Source organism: Craterilacuibacter sp. RT1T, from assembly GCF_023502145.1.
Taxonomy (GTDB): Bacteria; Pseudomonadota; Gammaproteobacteria; order Burkholderiales; family Chromobacteriaceae; genus Craterilacuibacter.
This window is the reverse complement of sequence record NZ_JAMFLI010000002.1, coordinates 117,995-139,248: the sequence shown is the minus strand read 5'-3', so window position 1 is coordinate 139,248 and position 21,254 is coordinate 117,995. Positions and strand designations below refer to the sequence as shown.

Annotated in this window: 16 protein-coding genes; 11 read left to right on the top strand and 5 right to left on the bottom strand. The window is 58.9% G+C overall.

The genetic code is table 11. From position 1 onward, the window contains the following. Positions 1–119: 119 nt before the first annotated feature. Both M3P88_RS04550 and M3P88_RS04545 read right to left on the bottom strand, forming a co-directional pair. The gene (locus M3P88_RS04550) at positions 120–953 is read right to left on the bottom strand and encodes a hypothetical protein (protein WP_249614866.1); all 834 of its coding nucleotides are present in this window, start codon (positions 951–953) and stop codon (positions 120–122) included. A gap of 54 nt (positions 954–1,007) precedes the next feature. Then, entirely contained in the window at positions 1,008–3,824 is a 2,817-nt protein-coding gene (locus M3P88_RS04545; RefSeq protein ID WP_249614865.1) for a valine--tRNA ligase, read from the bottom strand. A gap of 281 nt (positions 3,825–4,105) precedes the next feature. Here M3P88_RS04545 and sstT point away from each other — a divergent pair, with 281 nt between their 5' ends. Next, positions 4,106–5,335, top strand: coding sequence for a serine/threonine transporter SstT (sstT, locus tag M3P88_RS04540; protein WP_249614864.1), 1,230 nt, complete (start codon positions 4,106–4,108; stop codon positions 5,333–5,335). A gap of 60 nt (positions 5,336–5,395) precedes the next feature. Here the strand turns inward: sstT and M3P88_RS04535 are convergent, their stop codons facing one another. Further along, positions 5,396–6,220 (bottom strand): SDR family oxidoreductase, encoded by an 825-nt coding sequence (locus M3P88_RS04535; RefSeq protein WP_249614863.1) that lies wholly within the window; start codon positions 6,218–6,220, stop codon positions 5,396–5,398. A gap of 97 nt (positions 6,221–6,317) precedes the next feature. On the opposite strand from M3P88_RS04535, the gene M3P88_RS04530 reads away from it, so the two are divergent. The 5 genes from M3P88_RS04530 to M3P88_RS04510 all read left to right on the top strand — a co-directional run bounded on the left by M3P88_RS04530 (position 6,318) and on the right by M3P88_RS04510 (position 11,678). Further along, on the top strand, positions 6,318–7,295 hold the full coding sequence (locus M3P88_RS04530) for a TerC family protein (protein ID WP_283773111.1): 978 nt from the start codon (positions 6,318–6,320) through the stop codon (positions 7,293–7,295). A 103-nt stretch (positions 7,296–7,398) separates the two neighbouring features. Further along, entirely contained in the window at positions 7,399–7,632 is a 234-nt protein-coding gene (locus M3P88_RS04525) for an exodeoxyribonuclease VII small subunit (RefSeq protein WP_124734316.1), read from the top strand. Further along, a complete protein-coding gene (locus M3P88_RS04520; RefSeq protein WP_502798942.1) occupies positions 7,622–8,518 on the top strand; it encodes a polyprenyl synthetase family protein in 897 nt (298 codons plus the stop codon). Before M3P88_RS04525 ends, M3P88_RS04520 begins: the two co-directional genes overlap by 11 nt. A gap of 10 nt (positions 8,519–8,528) precedes the next feature. Further along, a complete protein-coding gene (dxs, locus tag M3P88_RS04515; protein ID WP_249614862.1) occupies positions 8,529–10,388 on the top strand; it encodes a 1-deoxy-D-xylulose-5-phosphate synthase in 1,860 nt (619 codons plus the stop codon). A gap of 15 nt (positions 10,389–10,403) precedes the next feature. Further along, positions 10,404–11,678 carry an MgtC/SapB family protein gene (locus M3P88_RS04510; RefSeq protein WP_249614861.1) on the top strand — a complete coding sequence of 425 codons (1,275 nt, stop codon included), beginning with the start codon at positions 10,404–10,406 and terminating at the stop codon, positions 11,676–11,678. Between the two features lie 81 nt (positions 11,679–11,759). Here the strand turns inward: M3P88_RS04510 and typA are convergent, their stop codons facing one another. Further along, entirely contained in the window at positions 11,760–13,568 is a 1,809-nt protein-coding gene (gene typA / locus M3P88_RS04505) for a translational GTPase TypA (RefSeq protein WP_249614860.1), read from the bottom strand. 156 nt (positions 13,569–13,724) lie between these two features. On the opposite strand from typA, the gene M3P88_RS04500 reads away from it, so the two are divergent. Continuing rightward, the gene (locus tag M3P88_RS04500) at positions 13,725–14,639 is read left to right on the top strand and encodes a hypothetical protein (protein WP_249614859.1); all 915 of its coding nucleotides are present in this window, start codon (positions 13,725–13,727) and stop codon (positions 14,637–14,639) included. Between the two features lie 143 nt (positions 14,640–14,782). On the opposite strand, the gene M3P88_RS04495 is transcribed toward M3P88_RS04500, so the two are convergent. Beyond that, the gene (locus M3P88_RS04495) at positions 14,783–15,778 is read right to left on the bottom strand and encodes an NAD(P)H-quinone oxidoreductase (RefSeq protein WP_249614858.1); all 996 of its coding nucleotides are present in this window, start codon (positions 15,776–15,778) and stop codon (positions 14,783–14,785) included. Between the two features lie 32 nt (positions 15,779–15,810). Between M3P88_RS04495 and M3P88_RS04490 the strand changes: the two genes are divergently transcribed. The 4 genes from M3P88_RS04490 (at position 15,811) to M3P88_RS04475 (ending at position 21,248) form a co-directional block, all read left to right on the top strand. Continuing rightward, positions 15,811–18,240: a heavy metal translocating P-type ATPase gene (locus M3P88_RS04490; protein ID WP_249614857.1), complete on the top strand. Its 2,430-nt coding sequence runs from the start codon at positions 15,811–15,813 to the stop codon at positions 18,238–18,240. Next, a complete protein-coding gene (ccoS, locus tag M3P88_RS04485; protein ID WP_249614856.1) occupies positions 18,240–18,419 on the top strand; it encodes a cbb3-type cytochrome oxidase assembly protein CcoS in 180 nt (59 codons plus the stop codon). The genes M3P88_RS04490 and ccoS overlap by 1 nt, the downstream gene beginning before the upstream one ends. Before the next feature lie 154 nt (positions 18,420–18,573). Further along, on the top strand, positions 18,574–19,842 hold the full coding sequence (locus M3P88_RS04480) for a NupC/NupG family nucleoside CNT transporter (protein ID WP_249614855.1): 1,269 nt from the start codon (positions 18,574–18,576) through the stop codon (positions 19,840–19,842). A 92-nt stretch (positions 19,843–19,934) separates the two neighbouring features. Then, positions 19,935–21,248: an MFS transporter gene (locus M3P88_RS04475; protein WP_249614854.1), complete on the top strand. Its 1,314-nt coding sequence runs from the start codon at positions 19,935–19,937 to the stop codon at positions 21,246–21,248. The last annotated feature ends 6 nt before the right edge of the window (positions 21,249–21,254 follow it).

Below are 21,254 nucleotides of genomic sequence, written 5' to 3'. Positions count from 1 at the left end.
TTTCAGGATTTCCACCTTACTCATTTTTCACTGCTTTTTTTCTGGCAAGTATAATTGCGGATTCGAAGAAAAATCTTTTTCAAACCTATTGGCAGCCCCCCACATAAAAAGAGTAGGAATTAACCAAAAAAAGAAAAACCCGCAACAACCTCAAGCAACTCACGCGTAGCAACAAATTTCTTATTTTTATTCCAATCCACATCCAAATAAATTATCAAATTGAAAAGCAAAACAAATAAAGAAATTTCAATTATTACAATAAAAATCGCATTTGAATGCTCCCTCAAGTGCGAATAAGTATCCCTTATGTCATGCGCGCCGCTACTACCCCTAGCTCGAGATAAACTCCGATAAAATGTATAAACACCATCTTCTTCCATCCATATTTTAAACAGTACACAGTATTGCAACATCCCTACAACAACTGCAGGCAACATCAAGGCGTAGTTATACTGGAATGTAATTAATAATATAGAAAACAAAAAAGAGCCAACCGACCAAACCAAACAATCAACCAAACAAAATTCACTATCCCCAGCAGGTCGAATCATAAATAACAAAGCAATAAAAGTGCTTACCAACAAAGAAAACACTCTCACCAAGTAAACATTCTTTTCAATAAATTCACCACAAAAAAACCCTACCACCAAAGAAAAAGACAATCCCAACCAAAAATACCTAACAAATTCTTCGATGCGAGACTTTTTAAATCTACCATAGTGCATAACAGCTATTGGCATACTAGCAAAATAACAAAATGCAAACCCTAAAATAGCCACAAGCAAAACATGCCACCCATTCAAGGCACTACTCAACCCAACCAAGTCAAACCCTGTCGACTTATTCAAAAATAATAAAACACAACCAATACCGACAACAGATCCAAACAAATACCTTACAAGATAAGACTCCCACCATCTTGAATTAGAAGGCGCATCAACCATAGCAGTCATAATTCCACCCAAAAAAAGAGGCGACCAAGGCCGCCTCTTTCATTCACAATAATATCAACCCAGTTTGACCAACTGCGCCTTCAACTTTTCCAGTTTATCGCTGAATTCAGCCAGTTGCGCCTTATCGCGCTCAACCAGATGCGCCGGTGCCTTGTCGATATAACCCGGCTTCTCCAGCTTGCCGTTCAAGCGCGCCAGTTCCGCTTCGGTCTTGCCGATTTCCTTGTTGATACGCGCGGTTTCGGCAGCCTTGTCGATTTCCACCTTCAGCATCATGCGCGCATCGCCCGAAATGGCGACCGGTGCATCGCTGTCGGCCGGCAGCGCGGCGACGATGGACGCTTCCGAGATGCGGCACAAGAGCTTGATGTAAGGCAGGAAGTCGGCGCAGTCGTCGGCGCCTTCAACAAACAACGGCGCCTTGACGGCCGGGCCGAGGTTCATTTCGCCGCGCAGATTACGCACCGCGTTGACCATATCCTTGAATGCATCCATGCGCGCGTTGGCGGCGGCATTGATCTTCTCCGGCACCGCCACCGGCCAGGCGGCCACGACGATGGACTCGGTCTTCTTGGCGTTGGCCAAAGGTGCGACGGTCTGCCACAGCTCTTCGGTAATGAACGGCATGATCGGGTGGGTCAGACGCAGCGCGACTTCCAGCACGCGCACCAGGGTGCGGCGGGTCGCGCGTTGCTGCGCTTCATTGCCGTTTTGCAGCTGAACCTTGCTCAGCTCCAGATACCAGTCGCAGTACTCGTTCCAGATGAACTCGTAGATCACCTGCGCCGCAAGGTCGAAGCGGTAGGTTTCCAGCGCCTGGGTCACATCGGCTTCGGCCTGTTGCAAGCGGCCGATAATCCACTGGTCGACAAAGCTGTACTCCAGCGGCAGCGACTCGTCCTGACCGCAGTCCTTGCCCTCGACGTTCATCATCACGTAGCGGGTGGCGTTCCACAGCTTGTTGCAGAAGTTGCGGTAACCTTCGGCGCGCTTGAAGTCGAAGTTGACCGAGCGGCCCAGACTGGCGTAGCTGGCCATGGTAAAGCGCAGCGCGTCGGTACCGTAGGCCGGGATGCCTTCCGGGAACAGCTTTTCGGTCGCCTTGGCGATCTGCGGTGCTTTTTCCGGGCGGCGCAGGCCGGTGGTGCGCTTTTCGGTCAGGCGCGGCAGGTCGATGCCGTCGATCAAATCGACCGGGTCGATCACGTTGCCCTCGGACTTGGACATCTTCTTGCCTTCGTGGTCGCGCACGATGCCGTGGATGTACACGTCCTTGAACGGCACTTTGCCCAGGAAGTGGGTGGTCATCATGATCATCCGGGCGACCCAGAAGAAAATGATTTCATAACCGGTGACCAGCACCTGCGACGGCACGAAGGCCTTCAGCTCCGGCGTCTCATTCGGCCAGCCCAGGCTGGAGAACGGTACCAGTGCCGAGGAGAACCAGGTGTCGAGCACGTCTTCGTCGCGACGCAGGGTCTTGCCCGGCGCCTGCGCCTGGGCTTCTTCCAGCGTACGGCCGACATAGGCTTTGCCGTCTTCGTCGTACCAGGCCGGAATCTGGTGGCCCCACCACAGCTGGCGGCTGATACACCAGTCCTGGATGTTGTTCATCCACTGGTTGTAGGTATTGACCCAGTTTTCCGGCACGAAGCGCACTTCACCGGACTCGACCGCGTCGATCGCCTTCTGGGTGATGCTCTTGCCGGTGGCGTCGCCCTCGCCCACCTTGGTCATGGCCACAAACCACTGGTCGGTCAGCATAGGCTCGATCACCGAGCCGGTACGGTCGCCGCGCGGCACCATCAGCTTGTGCGGCTTGGTTTCGACCAGCAGGCCGGCGGTTTCCAGATCGGCCAGCATCGCCTTGCGGGCGTCGCTGGTGGACAAGCCTGCGTAGGCTGCCGGCAAGTCGATGCTGCCCTTGGCCGTGCCGTCAAAGCCGAACACTTGGGCGCGGGCCAGCATGGTGGCTTCCAGGCTCATCACATTGATCAGCTGGGTATCGTGACGCTTGCCGACCTGATAGTCGTTAAAGTCGTGGGCCGGGGTAATCTTGACGAAGCCGGTGCCGAAGGCGGCATCGACATAGTCGTCGGCAATCACCGGAATCTGGCGGCCGGTCAGCGGCAGCTCGAGCATCTTGCCCAACAGGTGCTGATAGCGTTCGTCGTTCGGGTTGATGGCAACGGCGACGTCGCCCAACAGCGTTTCCGGACGGGTGGTCGCCACCACCACCACATCATCGGAGCCGACTACCGGGTAGCGGATATGCCACATCTTGCCGTCTTCTTCCTCGGAGATCACTTCGAGGTCGGACACGGCGGTACCCAGTTTCGGGTCCCAGTTGACCAGACGCTTGCCGCGATAGATCAGGCCTTGCTGGTACAGGCGCACGAACACTTCGGTCACCGCGGTCGACATCTTGTCGTCCATGGTGAAGTATTCCTTGTCCCAGTCCACCGAGCAGCCGACACGGCGCATCTGGCTGGTGATGGTGCCGCCGGACTTCTCTTTCCACTCCCACACCTTGCTGATGAACGCGTCGCGGCCCAAGTCGTGGCGGCTGACGTTCTGCTCGGCGAGCTGGCGCTCGACCACGATCTGGGTGGCGATACCGGCATGGTCGGTGCCCGGCACCCACAGCGTGTTGTCGCCCTTCATGCGGTAGTAGCGGGTCAGGCCATCCATGATGGTCTGGTTGAAGGCGTGGCCCATATGCAGCGTGCCGGTGACGTTAGGCGGCGGCAGCTGGATGCAGAAAGACGGGCGGGTGGTGTCCATGCTCGGCTTGAAGTAGCCGGCCTGATCCCAGGTGTCGTACCAGCGGCGCTCGATGTCGCCCGGTTCAAAGCTTTTGGCAAGTTCCATGGTCGTGTCAGATGTCTAGTGAAAACGCGAAAAAATGACGCCGATTATAGCGCACCGCATGCAGTGCCGTCTTGACCCGCGACGCCGCCGCCCTTGCCCCCGGCATCCAATCGAATAAAAAATACAATCTAATGCTTAATGGCACTTCCTAAATATGCAATTTTCCGGCTAGACTGCCTTTTCCCATCCACCCCGAGTCAAGACCGGCACAGTTCGGCCCGCTTCGGGGATAACGACAACAGGATTCAAAAGCCCTACCGGCTGAAGTACAAAGGAAAAATATGTCCCGCTTGGTTCGCTATATCACCCATGGCTCGCTCGTCAGCCAGATCCTGATCGGCCTCGCCGCCGGCATTTTGCTGACGCTGGCCGCACCTGAAGCCGCCAAGTCGGCAGGCCTGTTAGGTTCGCTGTTTATCAGCGCCCTAAAAGCCGTGGCACCGATTCTGGTGTTTGTACTGGTGGCCGCTTCCATCGCCAACCATAAAAAAGGCCAGCCCACCCATATCCGCCCAATCTTGGTGCTCTACCTGCTGGGCACATTCGCCGCAGCACTGGTTGCGGTCATGATGAGCTTTGCCTTCCCGACCAACCTGACGCTGGTGGCACATAGCGGCGAGCTGTCGCCACCGGGCGGCATTACCGAAGTGATCCGGACTTTGCTGCTCAATGTGGTCGACAATCCGGTCAATGCGCTGATGAAGGCCAACTTTGTCGGCATTCTGGCTTGGGCCATCGCGCTGGGCATCGCCTTGCGCCACGCATCGGACAGCACCAAACTGGTCGTGCATGACTTGAGTTACGGCATTACCTTTATCGTGCACGTCATCATCCGTTTTGCCCCGCTGGGTATTTTCGGTCTGGTCGCCTCCACTCTGGCAGAAAGCGGCTTTGGCGCGCTGCTGGGCTACGCCAAGCTCTTGGCGGTCCTGCTGGGCAGCATGCTGATCGTGGCACTGGTACTGAACCCTCTGATCGTGTTCTGGAAGATCCGCCGCAACCCGTTCCCGCTGGTCTTTACCTGCCTTAAGGAAAGCGGCATCACCGCCTTCTTTACCCGCAGCTCGGCCGCCAATATTCCGGTGAATATGGAGCTATGCAAGAAGCTGGGCCTGCACGAAGACACCTACGCCGTCTCCATCCCGCTGGGCGCAACCATCAATATGGGCGGCGCAGCCATTACCATTACCATTCTGGCGCTGGCTGCCGTGCATACGCTGGGCATCCCGGTTGACGTACCCACCGCCCTGCTCCTGAGTCTGGTGGCTGCGATATGCGCTTGCGGCGCCTCGGGTGTGGCGGGCGGTTCGCTGCTACTGATTCCGCTGGCTTGCAGCCTGTTCGGCATTTCCAACGATATTGCGATGCAGGTGGTCGCGGTCGGCTTCATCATCGGCGTGTTGCAGGACTCGGCGGAAACCGCGCTGAATTCGTCGACCGACGTATTGTTCACGGCGGCAGCTTGCATGGCCGGCGAAGACAAACTGCCGGCGCACGCGGCACAGCACTAAACCCCGCAAAAAGCCCCGCCGGACAACAAGCCGGCGGGGCTTTTTTACATTTGAAGCCGCTTAAGCCGCACGCCCCAGCAAGGCATCCAGCGCCCGCGTTGGCAGGATGCGTTTCAAAAACCAGAACAGATGGGTCGGCACCGTTACCCGGTAACGGGCTGCCGGCCGCTTCGCCTCCAGTGCTTTGAGCACGGCATCCAGCACCGCCGACTCGGGCAAGGTAAACGGCGCTGCCGGACCCGGCTTTTGCAGTCGCGCCAGCTGCGCCTCGTAAGCGGCGCGATGGCAGCTTGCCTCGATATCGATATTTTCCAGAAATTTTGCCAGCGCATTGGGGCGAAAGCGGCTGACAATCGGCCCCGGCTCAATCAGGCTGACATGGATGTTGCTACCGGAGAGTTCCAGCCGCAAGGTGTCGCACAAGCCTTCCATCGCATATTTGCTGGCGTTATACGCGCCGCGGTACTTCATCGCGGCAAAACCCAGCACCGAGCTGTTATAGAGAATGCGGCCATACCCCTGGGCGCGCATGGCCGGCAGCACGGCATTCATCAGCTCCCACGCGCCAAACAGATTGGTTTCAAACTGCGCACGCATGGCAAAGCGGCGCACATCCTCGCAAGCACCGGGCTGGCCGTAACCGGCATTATTAAACAGCGCATCCAGCTTGCCGCCGCTACGCGCCAGCACTTCGGCGACACAGGCATGAATGCTGGCGCTATCGTCCACGTCCATATGCAGCACCTCCAGCCCCTCGCCGGCAAGACGGGCCACATCGCCAGCCTGACGGCAGGTGGCAAAAACACGCCAGCCACGGCTTTTAAGGCCATGCGCCACGGCGTAGCCGATGCCGCTCGAGCAGCCGGAAATCAGAATAGTTTTCATTTCTTCACAATCTATGCATTTTTGCTACTAGCCAGAGCGCGCACACTACACCAAAATACGCCTTTGCTGCACAAAGCATTCACACAGGAATTCCACTATGCAACAGGCCATGCCGGATATCGGCTCGCCCTTTTTTTACGGCGTATTTTTCATCGCCGTACTTATCATGCTGGCGGTCGACATTGTCGCACTGAATAAAAAAGGCGCGCACAAGGTGGGCGTCAAGGAGGCGCTGGCCTGGTCCTGCGTCTGGGTCACGGTTGCGCTATCGTTCGCCGCCTGGCTGTACTGGGATCTCAAGCTGGATCCGGCCTTCGGCCCGGCCATCGCCCACGAGAAAACACTGGAGTTCCTGACCGGTTATGTGATTGAAAAATCGCTGGCAGTCGACAATATCTTCGTGTTCCTGATGATTTTTGCCTACTTCAAAGTGCCGCCCGAGTATCAGCGCCGCGTACTGGTCTATGGCGTGTTCGGCGCCATCATCCTGCGTGCAGTGATGGTGGGTGTGGGTGCGGCACTGGTGAAGGAGTTCGCCTGGGTGCTGTATATCTTTGGCGCTTTTTTGGTGTTTACCGGCCTGAAAATGATGCTGCCGGAGAAGGAGGAGGCGGCGGACCTGGCCGACAACCCCATCCTTAAATTCCTGCGCCGCCATATCCGCATGACCGACCAGATGCATGGCGAAAAATTCTTTATCGTCAAGGATGGCCTGCGCTACGCCACGCCGATGTTCCTGGTACTGGTGATGATAGAACTGTCGGATGTGGTGTTTGCCGTCGATAGCATTCCGGCTATTTTCGCCGTCACCACCGACCCGTTCATCGTGCTGACTTCGAATATTTTCGCCATCCTCGGCTTGCGTGCGATGTATTTCCTGCTGGCGGATGTGGCTGACCGCTTCCATCTGCTTAAATACGGCCTCGCCGTGGTGCTGACCTTTATCGGCGTCAAGATGTTGATCGTCAAGGTTTTCCACATCCCAACGGCGATTTCACTTAGTGTTGTGTTTGTCGTTATCATCAGCTCGGTGCTGCTCTCGCTGGTCTTTCCCAAGCGCGAACACACGGCTTAAGCTACGCGACACACGGCTGCAGGCAACGCCCCTTGCTAGGCAGGACGGGGCGTTGCCCCTACAATAGGCGGCAAAATCGTATTGATGCACAAGGAATGACGAAATGGCCAGAGCCGCCAAAACCGCTGCCAGTTTCGAAAGCGCACTTGCCCAACTGGAAGAAATCATTCAGGCCATGGAAAGCGGCGACATGCCGCTGGAAGGCGCGCTGGCGTCCTATAAGCAAGGAACCGAACTGATCAAGTTCTGCCAGGCCAAGCTGGCCGATGCCGAGCAGCAACTCAAAGTATTGGAAAACGACGAACTCAAGCCGCTGGTCCTGCCCGATGCAAGCTGAAAATTTTAGCCACTGGATGACCTGCGTACAGCAGGAAATGGAGCTGACGCTGGCCAGGCTGTTGCCGGATGCCGCCCACGCGCCGCAAACCCTGCACAGCGCCATGCGCTACAGCACACTGGAAGGCGGCAAGCGCGCCCGGCCTTTACTGGTCTACGCCGCCGGCGAATTGTGCGGCGCCCGCGCCGACAATCTTGCCCGCATCGCCGCAGCCGTCGAACTCATTCACGTCTACTCGCTGGTGCACGACGATATGCCGTGCATGGACGACGATGTGCTGCGCCGCGGCAAGGCGACCTGCCATGTGGCGTTTGACGAAGCCACCGCGCTGCTGACCGGCGACGCCTTGCAAACGCTGGCTTTCGACCTGCTGTCGCAGCCTATGGCCGGCATCGAACCCGCCACCCAGCTTGCGCTGGTGCAGACACTGGCGCGCGCATCCGGTCACGCCGGCATGGCCGGCGGTCAGGCGATCGATCTGGCCAGCGTAGGTCTGGAGCTGTCGCTGCCCGAGCTGGAATATATGCACCTGATGAAGACCGGCGCGCTGATTCGCGCGGCGGTCATGCTGGGCGCACAAGCCGGCACGCCTTTAACCCGCGATGAACTGGCGCGACTGGACCACTTCGCCAAGTGCATCGGCCTCGCCTTTCAGGTGGTCGACGATGTGCTGGATGTCGATGCCGACAGCCAGGCGCTCGGCAAAACGGCCGGCAAGGATGCCGCCAACGATAAACCGACTTACGTCAGCCTGATGGGACTTGCCCGTGCACGCGAATTTGCCCGTGAACTCTCCAGTGATGCCTTTGACGCGCTCGAACCCTTCGCCGGCAAAGCCGCAAGACTCAGGGAGCTTGGCCGCTACATCGTCGAGCGCTCTTTCTGAACAGCAACAGATGACTATCACACCGCTGCTTGACACCATAGACACCCCGGCCGATCTGCGCCGCCTGACGCGCAGCCAGTTGCCACAACTGGCTCGCGAGCTGCGCGCCTTCCTTTTGGACTCGGTCAGCCAGACTGGCGGCCATCTGGCCTCCAACCTCGGCAGTATCGAACTCACTATCGCCCTGCACTATGTGTTCAACACCCCGGATGACCGTCTGGTATGGGATGTGGGCCACCAGACCTACCCGCACAAGATTCTGACCGGGCGGCGTGGCCGCATGGGCAGCATGCGCCAGAAAGATGGTCTTGCCGGCTTCCCCAAGCGGGAAGAATCACCCTACGATACTTTCGGTGTCGGCCACAGCTCCACCAGCATCGGTGCGGCATTGGGCATGGCGGTGGCAGCCAAGGCACAGCGCCTGGATCGCAGCTGCGTGGCCATTATCGGCGATGGTGCACTGACTGCGGGTCAGGCCTTCGAAGCGCTGAATAGCGCCGGTGCCATGGACACCAATTTGCTGGTGGTACTGAACGACAACGATATGTCGATCTCGGCCAATGTCGGCGCGCTCAATAATTATCTGGCCAAGCTGTTGTCCGGCCGCTTTTACAGCGCGGTGCGCGAGGGCTCGAGCAAGGTGCTGGGCATCGTGCCACCGGTACGCGAGCTGGCCAGCAAAGTGGAAGAGCACGTCAAGGGCATGCTGACGCCGAGCACCCTGTTTGAGGCTTTTGGCTTCAACTATATCGGCCCGATCGACGGCCATGATCTGGACACGCTGGTCGAGACGCTAAAGAACATCAAGAGTCTGAAAGGCCCGCAGTTCCTGCACATCGTTACCAAAAAGGGTCAGGGCTACAAGCTGGCGGAGAAAGACCCGATCGCCTATCACGGTGTCTCGCGCTTCGATCCGCAAAGCGGCCTCGCGGCCGGCAAAACGGGCGGCAAGCCCAGCTACACCCAGGTATTCGGTGACTGGCTGTGCGATATGGCGAAAAAAGACCACCGTCTGGTCGGCATTACCCCGGCGATGAGCGAGGGCTCGGGCATGGTGCGCTTTGCGCGCGAGCATGCCGAGCGTTTCTTCGATGTCGCCATTGCCGAACAGCACGCGGTCACCTTTGCCGCCGGTATGGCTTGCGACGGCATGAAGCCGGTGGTCGCCATCTATTCGACCTTCCTGCAACGCGGCTATGACCAGCTAATCCATGATGTCGCACTGCAAAACCTGCCGGTGGTGTTCGCCATCGACCGCGCAGGCCTGGTTGGCGCCGACGGCCCGACCCATGGCGGCGCGTTTGACTTGTCCTTCCTGCGCTGCATTCCGAACATGACGGTGATGGCGCCATCCGACGAGAACGAATGCCGCCAGATGCTGTATACGGCGTATCTGCAAGACACGCCAACTGCCGTGCGCTATCCGCGCGGCGCCGGCCGCGGTGCCGAAGTCAGCAAGGAAATGAGCGCCCTGCCCCTGGGCAAGGGCCGTCTGTTGCGCGAAGGCCAGTCGGGCATCGCCATTCTGGCGTTTGGCAGCATGGTCACACCGGCGCTGGCTGCGGCCGAGGCACTGGACGCGACCGTTGCCGACATGCGCTTTGTCAAACCGCTGGACACAGAACTGGTGCGCACACTGGCGCAAGGCAATAGCCTGATCGTGACCGTGGAAGAAAACGTCATCATGGGCGGCGCAGGCTCGGCCTGTATCGAGGCCATGGAGGCTGCCCAGCTTGCCACGCCGGTCTTGCAACTGGGCCTGCCTGACGACTTTGTCGACCATGGCGATCACGCCCAGCAACTGGCCGGTTGCGGCCTTGACGCTAGCGGCATCGAAGCATCAATACGCTTGCGGCTTAAACCGCAATAAAGACAGGGCGCAGCCATGGTCGATATCCCCATCAACCACTGGCTGCGCCTTGCCGGCACCCCGTTCGAAACCCTGCCCTTATTCGCCACCAGCATCGCCATCGGCCTGTTCATCGGCATCGAGCGTGAACGCAAGTCGGACACCATCGCCGGCATTCGCACCTTTGCCCTGACCGCCTTTCTCGGCACCTTGCTGGCCATGCTGGCACAGCGCACCCAGACCCTGTGGCTGCCTGCCGTCGGCCTGATTCTGGTCGGCAGCCTGAGCTTCCTGCCCTCGCCCCCCGAGCGCCTGCGCGACTCGCGCACCACCACCCAGGCGGCACTCTTTATCAGCTACGGTCTGGGCATTCTGGTCTGGCACGAGGACGTCCAGCTGGCCATTGCGCTGGGGGTGCTGACCACCTTGCTGCTTTATCTCAAGCGCGAGTTGTCCAACCTGTCGCACGAACTGTCGCGACGCGACCTGCTGTCCATCCTGCAGTTTTGCGCGCTGACCTTTATTATCCTGCCGCTGCTGCCGGACCAGAATTTCGGCCCTTACCGCGCCTTCAACCCATATCAGGTGTGGCTGCTGGTGGTCTTGATCGTGGGCGTCGGGCTGGCCGGCTTTCTGGCGCTGAAGATTTTCGGCACCCGTTTTGGCGCCACCATACTGGGCGTGATGGGCGGACTGGTTTCCTCCACCGCCACCACGCTAGTCTATGCCCGCGAAGCACATGCCCGCCCGGCGTCGCTTGCGCTGGCAAGCCGGGTCATTCTGCTGGCCAATCTGGTGCTGTTTGCCCGCCTGACGCTGGTGGCGGCCGTAGTCATGCCCTCGGCCTTGCCGGCGGTGGCTAGCTTATTGCTGCCGGCCTTGCTCTTGGGACTGATGGCAACCGCATTGATGCTGCGCGGCGGCGATGCGCCCCATCCGCAGCACACCCCCGAACTGCAAAACCCGACCCAATTGCGACTGGCGCTGGGCTTTGCCGCACTGTTTGCGCTGGTGCTGTTTCTGAGCGCCTGGCTCAATGACTTGTTTGGCAACAAAGGGCTGTATATCGTCGCGCTGATTAGCGGACTGAACGATGTCGACGCCATTACCCTGACGCTCTACCAGATGCTGGGCAAGGCGCAGATTAGCGAGCGCAGCCTGATTATCGCCATGTGTCTGGCTGTCAGCGCCAATAGCGCCTTCAAGTTCGGTCTGATTGCATCCCTTGGCGGGCGCACGCTGGCGCTGCGCTGCCTGCCAACCTTCGCCGCCACCTTGCTGGGCATGGCACTGGCGCTGCTACTGAGCTGAAGATCAGCCACCCCGCCCGTCATTACGACAAAAAGCCCGACGCAAGCGTCGGGCTTTTTATTACATCACGACACCGCCTGATCAGGCGTTGCGGTTCTTGCGGCGCTCGTGCTCCTGCAGGTAGCGCTTACGCATACGGATGTTTTGCGGTGTGATTTCAACGATTTCGTCGTCGTCGATGAATTCGACAGCGGACTCGAGCGTCATCTTGATCGGCGTGGTCAGACGCACGGCTTCGTCGGTACCGGAAGCACGCACGTTGGTCAGCTGCTTGCCCTTGAGCGGGTTCACCACCAGATCGTTGTCGCGGCTATGGATACCGATGATCATGCCTTCGTACAGCTTGTCGCCTGGCGACACGAACATACGACCGCGATCTTCCAGCTTCCACAGGGCGTAGGCCACGGCCACACCGTTATCCTGCGAAATCAGCACACCGTTGTGACGGCCAGGCATATCGGCTTTAGCCGGTGCATAGTCATCAAACACATGGCTCATCAGGCCGGTACCACGGGTCATGGTCATGAAGTCGCCCTGGAAGCCGATCAGGCCACGCGCAGGGATATGGTACTCGAGGCGGGTACGGCCATGGCCATCGGATTCCATATTGGTCAGTTCGCCACGACGACGACCCAGTTCTTCCATTACGGCACCCTGAGTGGTGTCTTCCACGTCTACGGTCAGGTTTTCGTATGGCTCGCACTTCTCGCCATCGATGTCTTTGAACACGACACGCGGCTTACCCACGGCCATTTCAAAACCTTCACGACGCATGTTTTCCAGCAGAATGGTCAGGTGCAGTTCACCACGACCGGACACGCGGAAAATGTCCGCGTCTTCCGTGTCTTCCACGCGCAGCGCAACGTTGGTCAGCAACTCTTTGGTCAGACGGTCGCGGATCTGGCGCGAAGTCACGAACTTGCCCTCGGTACCGGCCAGCGGCGAGGTGTTCACCATAAAGTCCATGGTCAGGGTCGGCTCGTCCACACCCAGAACCGGCATGCCGACAGGCGCGTCACGGTCGCAGATGGTAACGCCGATACCGATATCGTCCAGACCGGAGATGGTGATGATATCGCCCGCTTCGGCTTCTTCAACCGGCACGCGCTCCAGACCCTTGAAGCCCAGCACCTGGTTGATGCGACCCTGTGCAACCTGCTCTTCGTGGTTCATGACAACCACCACCTGACCCGGCTTGATACGGCCGTTCAGCACGCGGCCCAGACCCAGGCGACCGGTATAGGTCGAGTAGTCCAGTGCGGAGATTTGCAGCTGCAGCGGCGCTTCCGGGTCGCCCGAAGGGGTCGGCACATGCTTGAGTACGGTTTCGAACAGCGGACGCATATTGTCCGACTCTTCTTCCAGTTCCAGCTTGGCAAAACCGTTCAGGCCGGATGCGTAGATGATTGGGAAGTCGAGCTGTTCATCGGTGGCGCCCAGCTTGTCGAACAGGTCAAACGTCTGGTCAACCACCCAGTCCGGACGTGCGCCCGGACGGTCAATCTTGTTGATCGCCACGATAGGGCGCAGGCCCAGTGCCAATGCCTTCTTGGTCACGAAGCGGGTCTGTGGCATCGGGCCTTCAACCGCGTCAACCAGCAGCACAACACCGTCTACCATGCCCAGTACGCGTTCTACTTCACCACCGAAGTCGGCGTGTCCCGGGGTGTCCACGATATTGATGTGCACGCCTTCATATTCAATGGCGGTATTCTTGGAAAGAATGGTAATGCCGCGTTCTTTTTCGAGGTCATTGCTGTCCATAACACGCTCGACAACCTGTTGGTTGTCGCGGAAGGTGCCGGACTGGCGAAGCAATTGGTCAACCAGAGTCGTCTTACCATGGTCAACGTGAGCGATAATAGCGATGTTGCGAATTTGTCGGGTCATTGTCTCTGCTTATACAGAAGTGGGGCGAAAAATTAGGGGGCGATGGTATCACGCATCGCGCGTTTTCCCAAATTTTCTATTCGCGTCAGGCAGATACCTGATCCGACATTGGATCCGGATACGCGCTAACATCCCTAAAAACACAGGAAAAACATCATGTACGACTGGAATGCCCTCTGGCACCAACACGCAGGCTACCGCAGCGGTTTCAACCTCAAAACCCATAATCTGGCAGCAACCCAGGACATCAACAGCCTGGAAGAACAGCTATCCGCCCGCCTGATCAAGCAGGCCAAGAGCGAGCACGACGTTGCCGTTTACGAAACAGATGGCCTGTTCATCCTTGCCGGCCACAATGACGGCCTGCAATTGCTGGAACTGAAAAAACACGAGATGTTCGACATCACCCTGCACTTTGTGACCGAAGGTGACGACAGCGAATGCCCCCTGCCTTGCATCGAGGTCACGGTAGACAATCTGGCCACGGGCGAAAACAGCCACTGGCGCACATCGGTCAGCAAGGACAAGGACGGCAACATCCTGGTCGGACGTGAAAAACTGGGCAGCGGCCTCGCCCCCATGATGCCGTTCGACGAGCTGTCCTTCACCGACAATGCGCGCTTCCGTGATGATCTCTATCACGCCTGGCAGCAGGAATTGCCTTTGCTGGCGCCGGAAATAGAAGCATGGTTCGACCCAGCACGCGTCGTTGCCGCAGCCAGTGCCGCCCATGAGGCAGAAGCAGCTGCAGACAGCCCGCACGGCGAAATGGATGCACGCAGCCATGAGATGCTGGAGCGCTACATTGAAATCATCCGCCGCGAGCAGCTACTGCTGTCGCGCCGCTTTGCCGACAACGAGTTGCAGCTGATCGCAGCCGTACTCAAGGGCATACACTTCGAAGGCGCAGCGGCTTGCCGTGGCCTGTGGCTGGCGGTCGAGGCACGTATTCTGGATGAAGATCTGGACCACGAGCATCAGGTGGACGCCGAAGCCCTGCTCTCCAAGCTCAAGGCACTGTCCTACACGCAGGAAGTCGCCCTGATCGAGGCGCTGGCACCCGCAGCCTAATATAGCCGGAGCCGAGTAAGCCTCACCCGCTCCGGCAAAAAAATGGGCGACGTTGCCGTCGCCCGAATCCCATCCATACCAAATCAGAAAGCCTCATGCCTTCCAGATACAAAGATAGCCGATAATAATTACAAAAGCATTAATTACGACACATCCAGCACGACTTTTCCCAAATTACTGTTGTCTTCCATATACAAATGCGCATCGGCTACCGCCGACAGCGGGTATACGCTATCCAGCGTCACCCTCACCCGCCCGTCAGCCAGTGCAGGCAAGATCGTCTCTTCCAGCGCCCGCGCCAGGCGCGTGCGCACGACCAGTGGCTGGCTGCGCAGGGTCGAACCCATAATGCGCAAACGCTTGACCAGCAATAGCCCAAGATTCAATTCGGCACTGCGCCCACCCATCACGCCGATGACAACCAGACGCCCGTCCGGATTGAGGCAGGCCAGATTCTCGCGAAAATAACTGCCGCCTACCGGGTCCAGAATCACATCCACCCCGCCCTGCGCTTTGAGCTGTGCGGCAAAAGCGGCGTCACGCCGGCCATTAAATACCTGACACGCCCCTAGGCTGCGGCAAAAATCCAGTTTTTCATCGGCACTGGCACTGGCCAGCGCTTCGGCACCTAACAGGCACGCCAGCTGGATGGCGGCAGAACCCACACCACTGGCTCCCGCATGCACCAAGAAACGCTCGCCGGCCTGCAGGGCCGCCACTTCCACCAGATTCAGCCACGCCGTCATCCACACTTCCGGCAGGCTGGCCGCTTCCGCCCAGCTCATGGCATCCGGCTTGGGGATGGCCAAAGCCTCGTCCAGCACGGCATAATCGGCATATCCGCCACCTTGCAACAGCCCGAAAACCGCATCGCCAGGCTGGAAGCGCGACGGACCGTTAATCTCGTCCACGACGCCAGCGACTTCCAAGCCCAGAATCGGCGACGCCCCGGCCGGGGCCGGATAATGCCCTTCGCGCTGCACAATATCGGCACGATTCAAGCCGGCCGCCATGACCCGTATCCGCATCTGGCCTGCTGCAGGCACCGGCTTTTCGACCATGGAAATGGCCAGCGTACCGACGCCGCCCGGCCCGCTTTGCACTACTGCACGCATCACCATGCCCACACCTCTACCCACCAGTTGATTCCAATTGGTTACAATAGCACGCAATGACTGAATCCTGCTTCCACTGCGCCCTGCCCGTTCCGGCAGGTTGCGACTATCCGATACGCTATCGCCAGCACAGCAAACCTGCGTGCTGCGCCGGCTGCCAAGCCGTCGCCCAGACCATTATTGATGCCGGCCTGGATGACTATTACCAGCATCGCAGCAACGAGGCAGGACAAGCCGAAACCTTGCCGGACGAGCTATTGCAGCAGATTCGCCTGTATGACAGCGAATCCCTGCAGCAAAGTTTTGTCCACGTTGAAGACGAGCATGTGCGCGAGGCCTCGCTGATACTGGAGGGCATTACCTGCGCCGCCTGCATCTGGCTGAACGAACAGCATTTGCAGCGTCAGGACGGCATCTTGTCGGTCGACATCAACTACACCACCCATCGCGCCCGCGTGCGCTGGGACACGAGCCGCATCCGGCTATCGCAGATTCTGGAGGCCATCGCCGCCATCGGCTACCGTGCCCATCCTTACGATGCCGCCCGCCAGGAAGCACTGCAGCAAAAACAGCGCAAGCAGGCCATCAACCGGTTATGGGTCGCCGGCCTGTCGATGATGCAGGTGATGATGTATGCCGTACCGGTCTATCTCGCACCGGATGGCGAAATCGAACCCAATTTCCTGTGGATGCTGCACTGGGCCAGCCTGATCCTGACCCTGCCGGTGATGGTCTACTCGGCCGTCCCCTTCTATCAGGCCACTTGGCGCGATCTCAAGCAACACAGGGTGGGCATGGATACGCCGGTCACCATCGGCATACTGACCACCTTCTTTGCCAGCCTGTACGCCCTGCTGAACCATATAGAACACGGCATTTACTTCGACTCGGTGTCGATGTTCGTTTTCCTGTTGCTGGGCGGGCGCTACCTTGAGGGCATCGCCCGGCGCGAAGCCGGCGCTGCGGCTGAAACGCTGGTCAAGCTGATTCCGGCCTTCGCCCACAAGGTCGGCGCCTGGCCCGAATCGCGCGCGACCCACGAAGCGGCAGCCGCGACGCTCTCTTGCGGCGATGTGCTGCTGATTCGCCCCGGTGAAACCGTACCGGCTGACGCGTGCGTACTGGAAGGCCATAGCCAGTTAAATGAAGCACTATTGACCGGCGAGAGCCGCCTGCTTGACAAGCAGGCGGGCGACACGCTGATTGCCGGCAGCGTCAACACGGCCAGCCCTTTATATGTGCGCATTACCGGCACGGGGCAGAATACGCGTCTGGCGAGCATCGTGCGCCTGCTGGATCAGGCGCTGGCCGAAAAACCGCGACTGGCCGAAATCGCCGACCGTTTCGCCGGCTGGTTTGTACTGACCTTGCTACTGGCGGCGGTCGCCACCTTTGCCTGGTGGTATCCGCACGACCCCGAGCATGCGCTATGGATTACCGTAGCCGTACTGGTCATTTCCTGCCCTTGCGCCCTGTCGCTGGCTACGCCGGCGGCGCTGACGGCCGCCACCGGGCGTCTGGCACTGGATGGTGTACTCACTACCCGCGGCCACGCACTGGAAACGCTGGCCCGCGCCAGCGATGTGGTGTTCGACAAGACCGGCACCCTGACCCATGGCGATATGCGCCTGATGGCGACGCAGCCACTGCGCGGACAAGACCCCGCCCAGCTACTGGCACTGGCAGCCGGCCTCGAGGCCGGATCGGAGCACCCGATCGCGCGCGCCATACTGGCGGCCGCCCCCCAAGTGGCCCAGTGTGAACAACTGGACAACCATGCCGGCCAAGGCGTGCAAGGAAGGATTCAAGGACGGCGCTACCGCCTGGGCAAGCCGGACTTTGTTGCCGAGCTGTCAGGCTGCGCCAGCGCCGAAAGCGCAGGCTGGCACGATGGCGCAACCGTGATTGCGCTGGGAGATGAGCAGGGAATGCTTGCGCTGTTTGCCATTGGCGACCGCGTGCGGGACGATGCCAAAGCCATGCTGACTGCCCTCAAGCAGGCGGGGCTCAAGGTGCACCTGCTATCCGGCGATGCGCTGATGGCTTGCAACAATCTGGCCGCACAATTGGGCATAGATCAAGTCAAGGCGGAAGCGACACCGGAAGACAAGCTCGCCTATGTGCGCCATTTACAGGCGCAAGGCTGTAAGGTCGTGATGCTGGGTGACGGCATCAATGATGCGCCGGTACTGATGCAGGCCGACGTTTCCATCGCCATGGGTGGCGGCACCGATGTTGCAACCGCCAGCGGCGATATGATTCTGATGGGCGATCGTCTGGCCTTGCTGCCTGATGCCTTCGCCCTTGCCCGCAAGACACTGGCCATTATCCGGCAAAACCTGTGGTGGGCCGCGGCCTACAATCTGTTAGCCCTACCGCTGGCCATGAGCGGCCATGTCACGCCATGGATCGCAAGTCTGGGCATGGCGTGCAGCTCGCTGGTGGTGGTCAGCAATGCACTGCGCCTGAACAAGAGGAAAAGCTGATGGAAAGCCTGTATTTACTGATCCCCATGAGCTTGGTGCTGGCGTTTCTGATCGGCGGCATTTTCTGGTGGGCAACGCGCGCCGGTCAGTTCGATGATCTGGAAGGACCGGCACACCGGGTGATGATGGATGACGATAGCGCGCATAGCACACCGGAAAAAATTACGCCAAAAGAATGATTTACTAAAAAACAGAAACGCAATGTACTAAAAGGATAAGGAAGTGCGTTCTTGCCGCTAAAGCGCATTACGCTTGGTGTAGAATCCGCCGTTTTTCCGAAACCCTTTTACGCACAGGCCACACCCAGTGAATACTCTCCAGGCAATCATTGGCATGCTGTTTCTGATCGGCGTTGCCTACGCGGCCTCCACCAACCGCAAGGCAATCAACTGGCGCACCGTTGGCGCCGGCTTGCTGATCCAGAGCGCGCTGTTCATCCTCATCACCTATGTACCGGCTGTCAACCACGTCTTCAACGCGGTCGGCATCGGCTTTGCCAAGGTGCTGTCCTTTGCCAGCGAAGGCGCGACCTTCGTGTTCGGCGATTTGGCCCGCCCGGCCAAATTGGGCTTTATCTTTGCCTTTGTCGTTCTGCCCGTCATCATTTTCTTCTCGGCGCTGACTGCCCTGCTCTACCATCTGGGCATCTTGCAGCGCGTCGTGGCCGGCCTGGCCTGGTTTATGAAGCGCACCATGCGACTGTCCGGACCGGAAAGCCTGACCGTTGCCGGCAATATCTTCCTGGGCCAGACCGAAGCACCTTTGCTGATCCGCCCTTACATCAAGCACATGACCAAGTCGGAACTGGCTTGCGTGATGGTGGCCGGCATGTCGACCCTGGCCGGTGGTGTACTGGCCGCTTACGTCAGCTTCCTGGGTGGCGACAATCCGGCCGAACAGGCCCGCTTTGCAACGCTACTGCTGACTGCTTCGTTTATGAATGCACCAGCCGCCGTCGTATTCGCCAAGATCATGTTCCCGGAAACCGACTACGACCATGAGTCGGGCGACAAGCGCGAAGCCGAAGAAGCCGAAGACAGCACCTTCATCAGTGCCATTGTCGGCGGTGCACTGGACGGCACCAAGATGGCTTCGGCGATTGCCACCATCCTGATCGCCATTGTGTCGCTGATCGCCCTGTTCAACTTCCTGGTCATGGATGGCATCGGTGCTGCGCTGGGCGTGAACGAGATGATCAAGGCATCGACCGGCGGCATCTTTGACGGTCTGACCCTGCAATATCTGTTCGGTCAGGTATTCCGCGTCTTTGCCTTTATGATGGGCGTCAGCTGGGCTGAAAGCCTGCAGGTGGGTTCGCTGATTGGCCAGAAGATCGTACTGAACGAATTCATCGCCTATCTGGACCTGGCCAAGCTCAAGGAAGCCGGCACCCTGTCGCCACAAGCCATCCTGATCTCGACCTTCGCGCTTTCGAGCTTCTCCAACTTCGGCTCGATCGGCATTTCGGTCGCAGGTATTGGCGCGCTGGCACCATCCAAGCAGAAAACGCTGGCCGAAATCGGTCTGCGCGCGCTTCTGGCCGCAGTCATGGCCGGCTTTATGACCGCGACCATCGCCGGCTTGTGGATGTCGATTTTCTGATAAAAAGCCACAGCCCGCGCATAGCGTGCTGACAAGACAAGCGGGAAGCGGCTACCATGCCCTTCCCGCTTTTTTATCGTCCGGACTCCCTTGTGCAGGCTTCCTTTTCGTTTTTTGCCACGCGGCGCTTTTTTCCGCTGTTCGGCACGCAGTTTCTCGGTGCCTTCAACGACAACCTGCTGAAAACCGCCATTGTGGTGCTGATCAGCTATCAGGGTCTGTCGTTTGCCGGCATGAAGCCCGAGCAACTGGTCAATATCTGCGCTGGCGTATTCATCCTGCCGTTTTTCCTGTTCTCGGCCAGTGCCGGCAAACTGTCGGAAAAAATCGACAAGGCCCAACTGGCACGCGCCATCAAGCTGGCCGAAATCGGCATTATGCTGCTGGCCGGCGCCGGCTTTGTGCTGTCATCCGCCGGCTTGCTGCTGGCGGCCCTGTTTTTAATGGGGGTGCACTCGGCCTTTTTCGGCCCGCTGAAATATTCGGCGCTGCCGCAATACCTGAAAGACGGTGAACTGGTCGGCGGCAATGGCCTGATTGAAATGGGCACCTTTCTGGCCATCCTGATCGGCCAGATCGGCGGCAGTCTGCTGGTACAAGGCGGTCCCTGGCCTATTGTCGCCACCACCTTCGCCATTGCCATCGCCGGCTGGGGCATCAGCCGCGCCATGCCGCCGGCGCCGCCGGCCGCACCAGACATCCAACTGTCGGCCAATATCGCCGGCGACACGCTGACACTGATACGCGAAGCCTGGCAGTTGCGTGATGTACGCGCCGCCATACTCGGCATTTCCTGGTTCTGGCTGATGGGGGCAACTTACACCACCCAATTACCCACCTTCACCCGCCTGCATCTGGGGGGGGATGCCAATGTCTACACCTTGATGCTGGCGCTGTTTTCCATCGGCATCGGCGCAGGTTCAGTGGTATGCGCCAAACTGTCGCAGGGGCGCTTGCAACTGGGACTGGTTCTGCTTGGCAGTCTGGGCATGACGCTATTCGGCGCCGATCTGGCACTTGCCGCGCTGAGCCACTACCGTGGCGAGCTGCTAGGTCTGGCCGACTATGTGCTGACACCGGGACACTGGCGGGTCATGATCGCCATCTCCGGCCTGGGTTTTTTTGGCGGCTTCTTTACCGTGCCGCTTTACACCTGGCTGCAACTGGCCAGCCCCGATACCTTTCGCTCGCAAGCGATTGCCGCCAACAATATTATCAATGGCCTCTATATGGTGATCGCGGCGCTGGCCAGTGCGGTGTGCCTGATGCTGGTCGACAATATCGCCATCCTGCTCTTGGGCGTAGCCTTGCTTAACATTCTGGCGACTTTGCACCTGATCGCCTGCGCGCCGCGTATCTGGCACGAGCGCTTTGGCTGGCTTAAGCGTTTGCAGCGCCAAGCCTGACGCGCC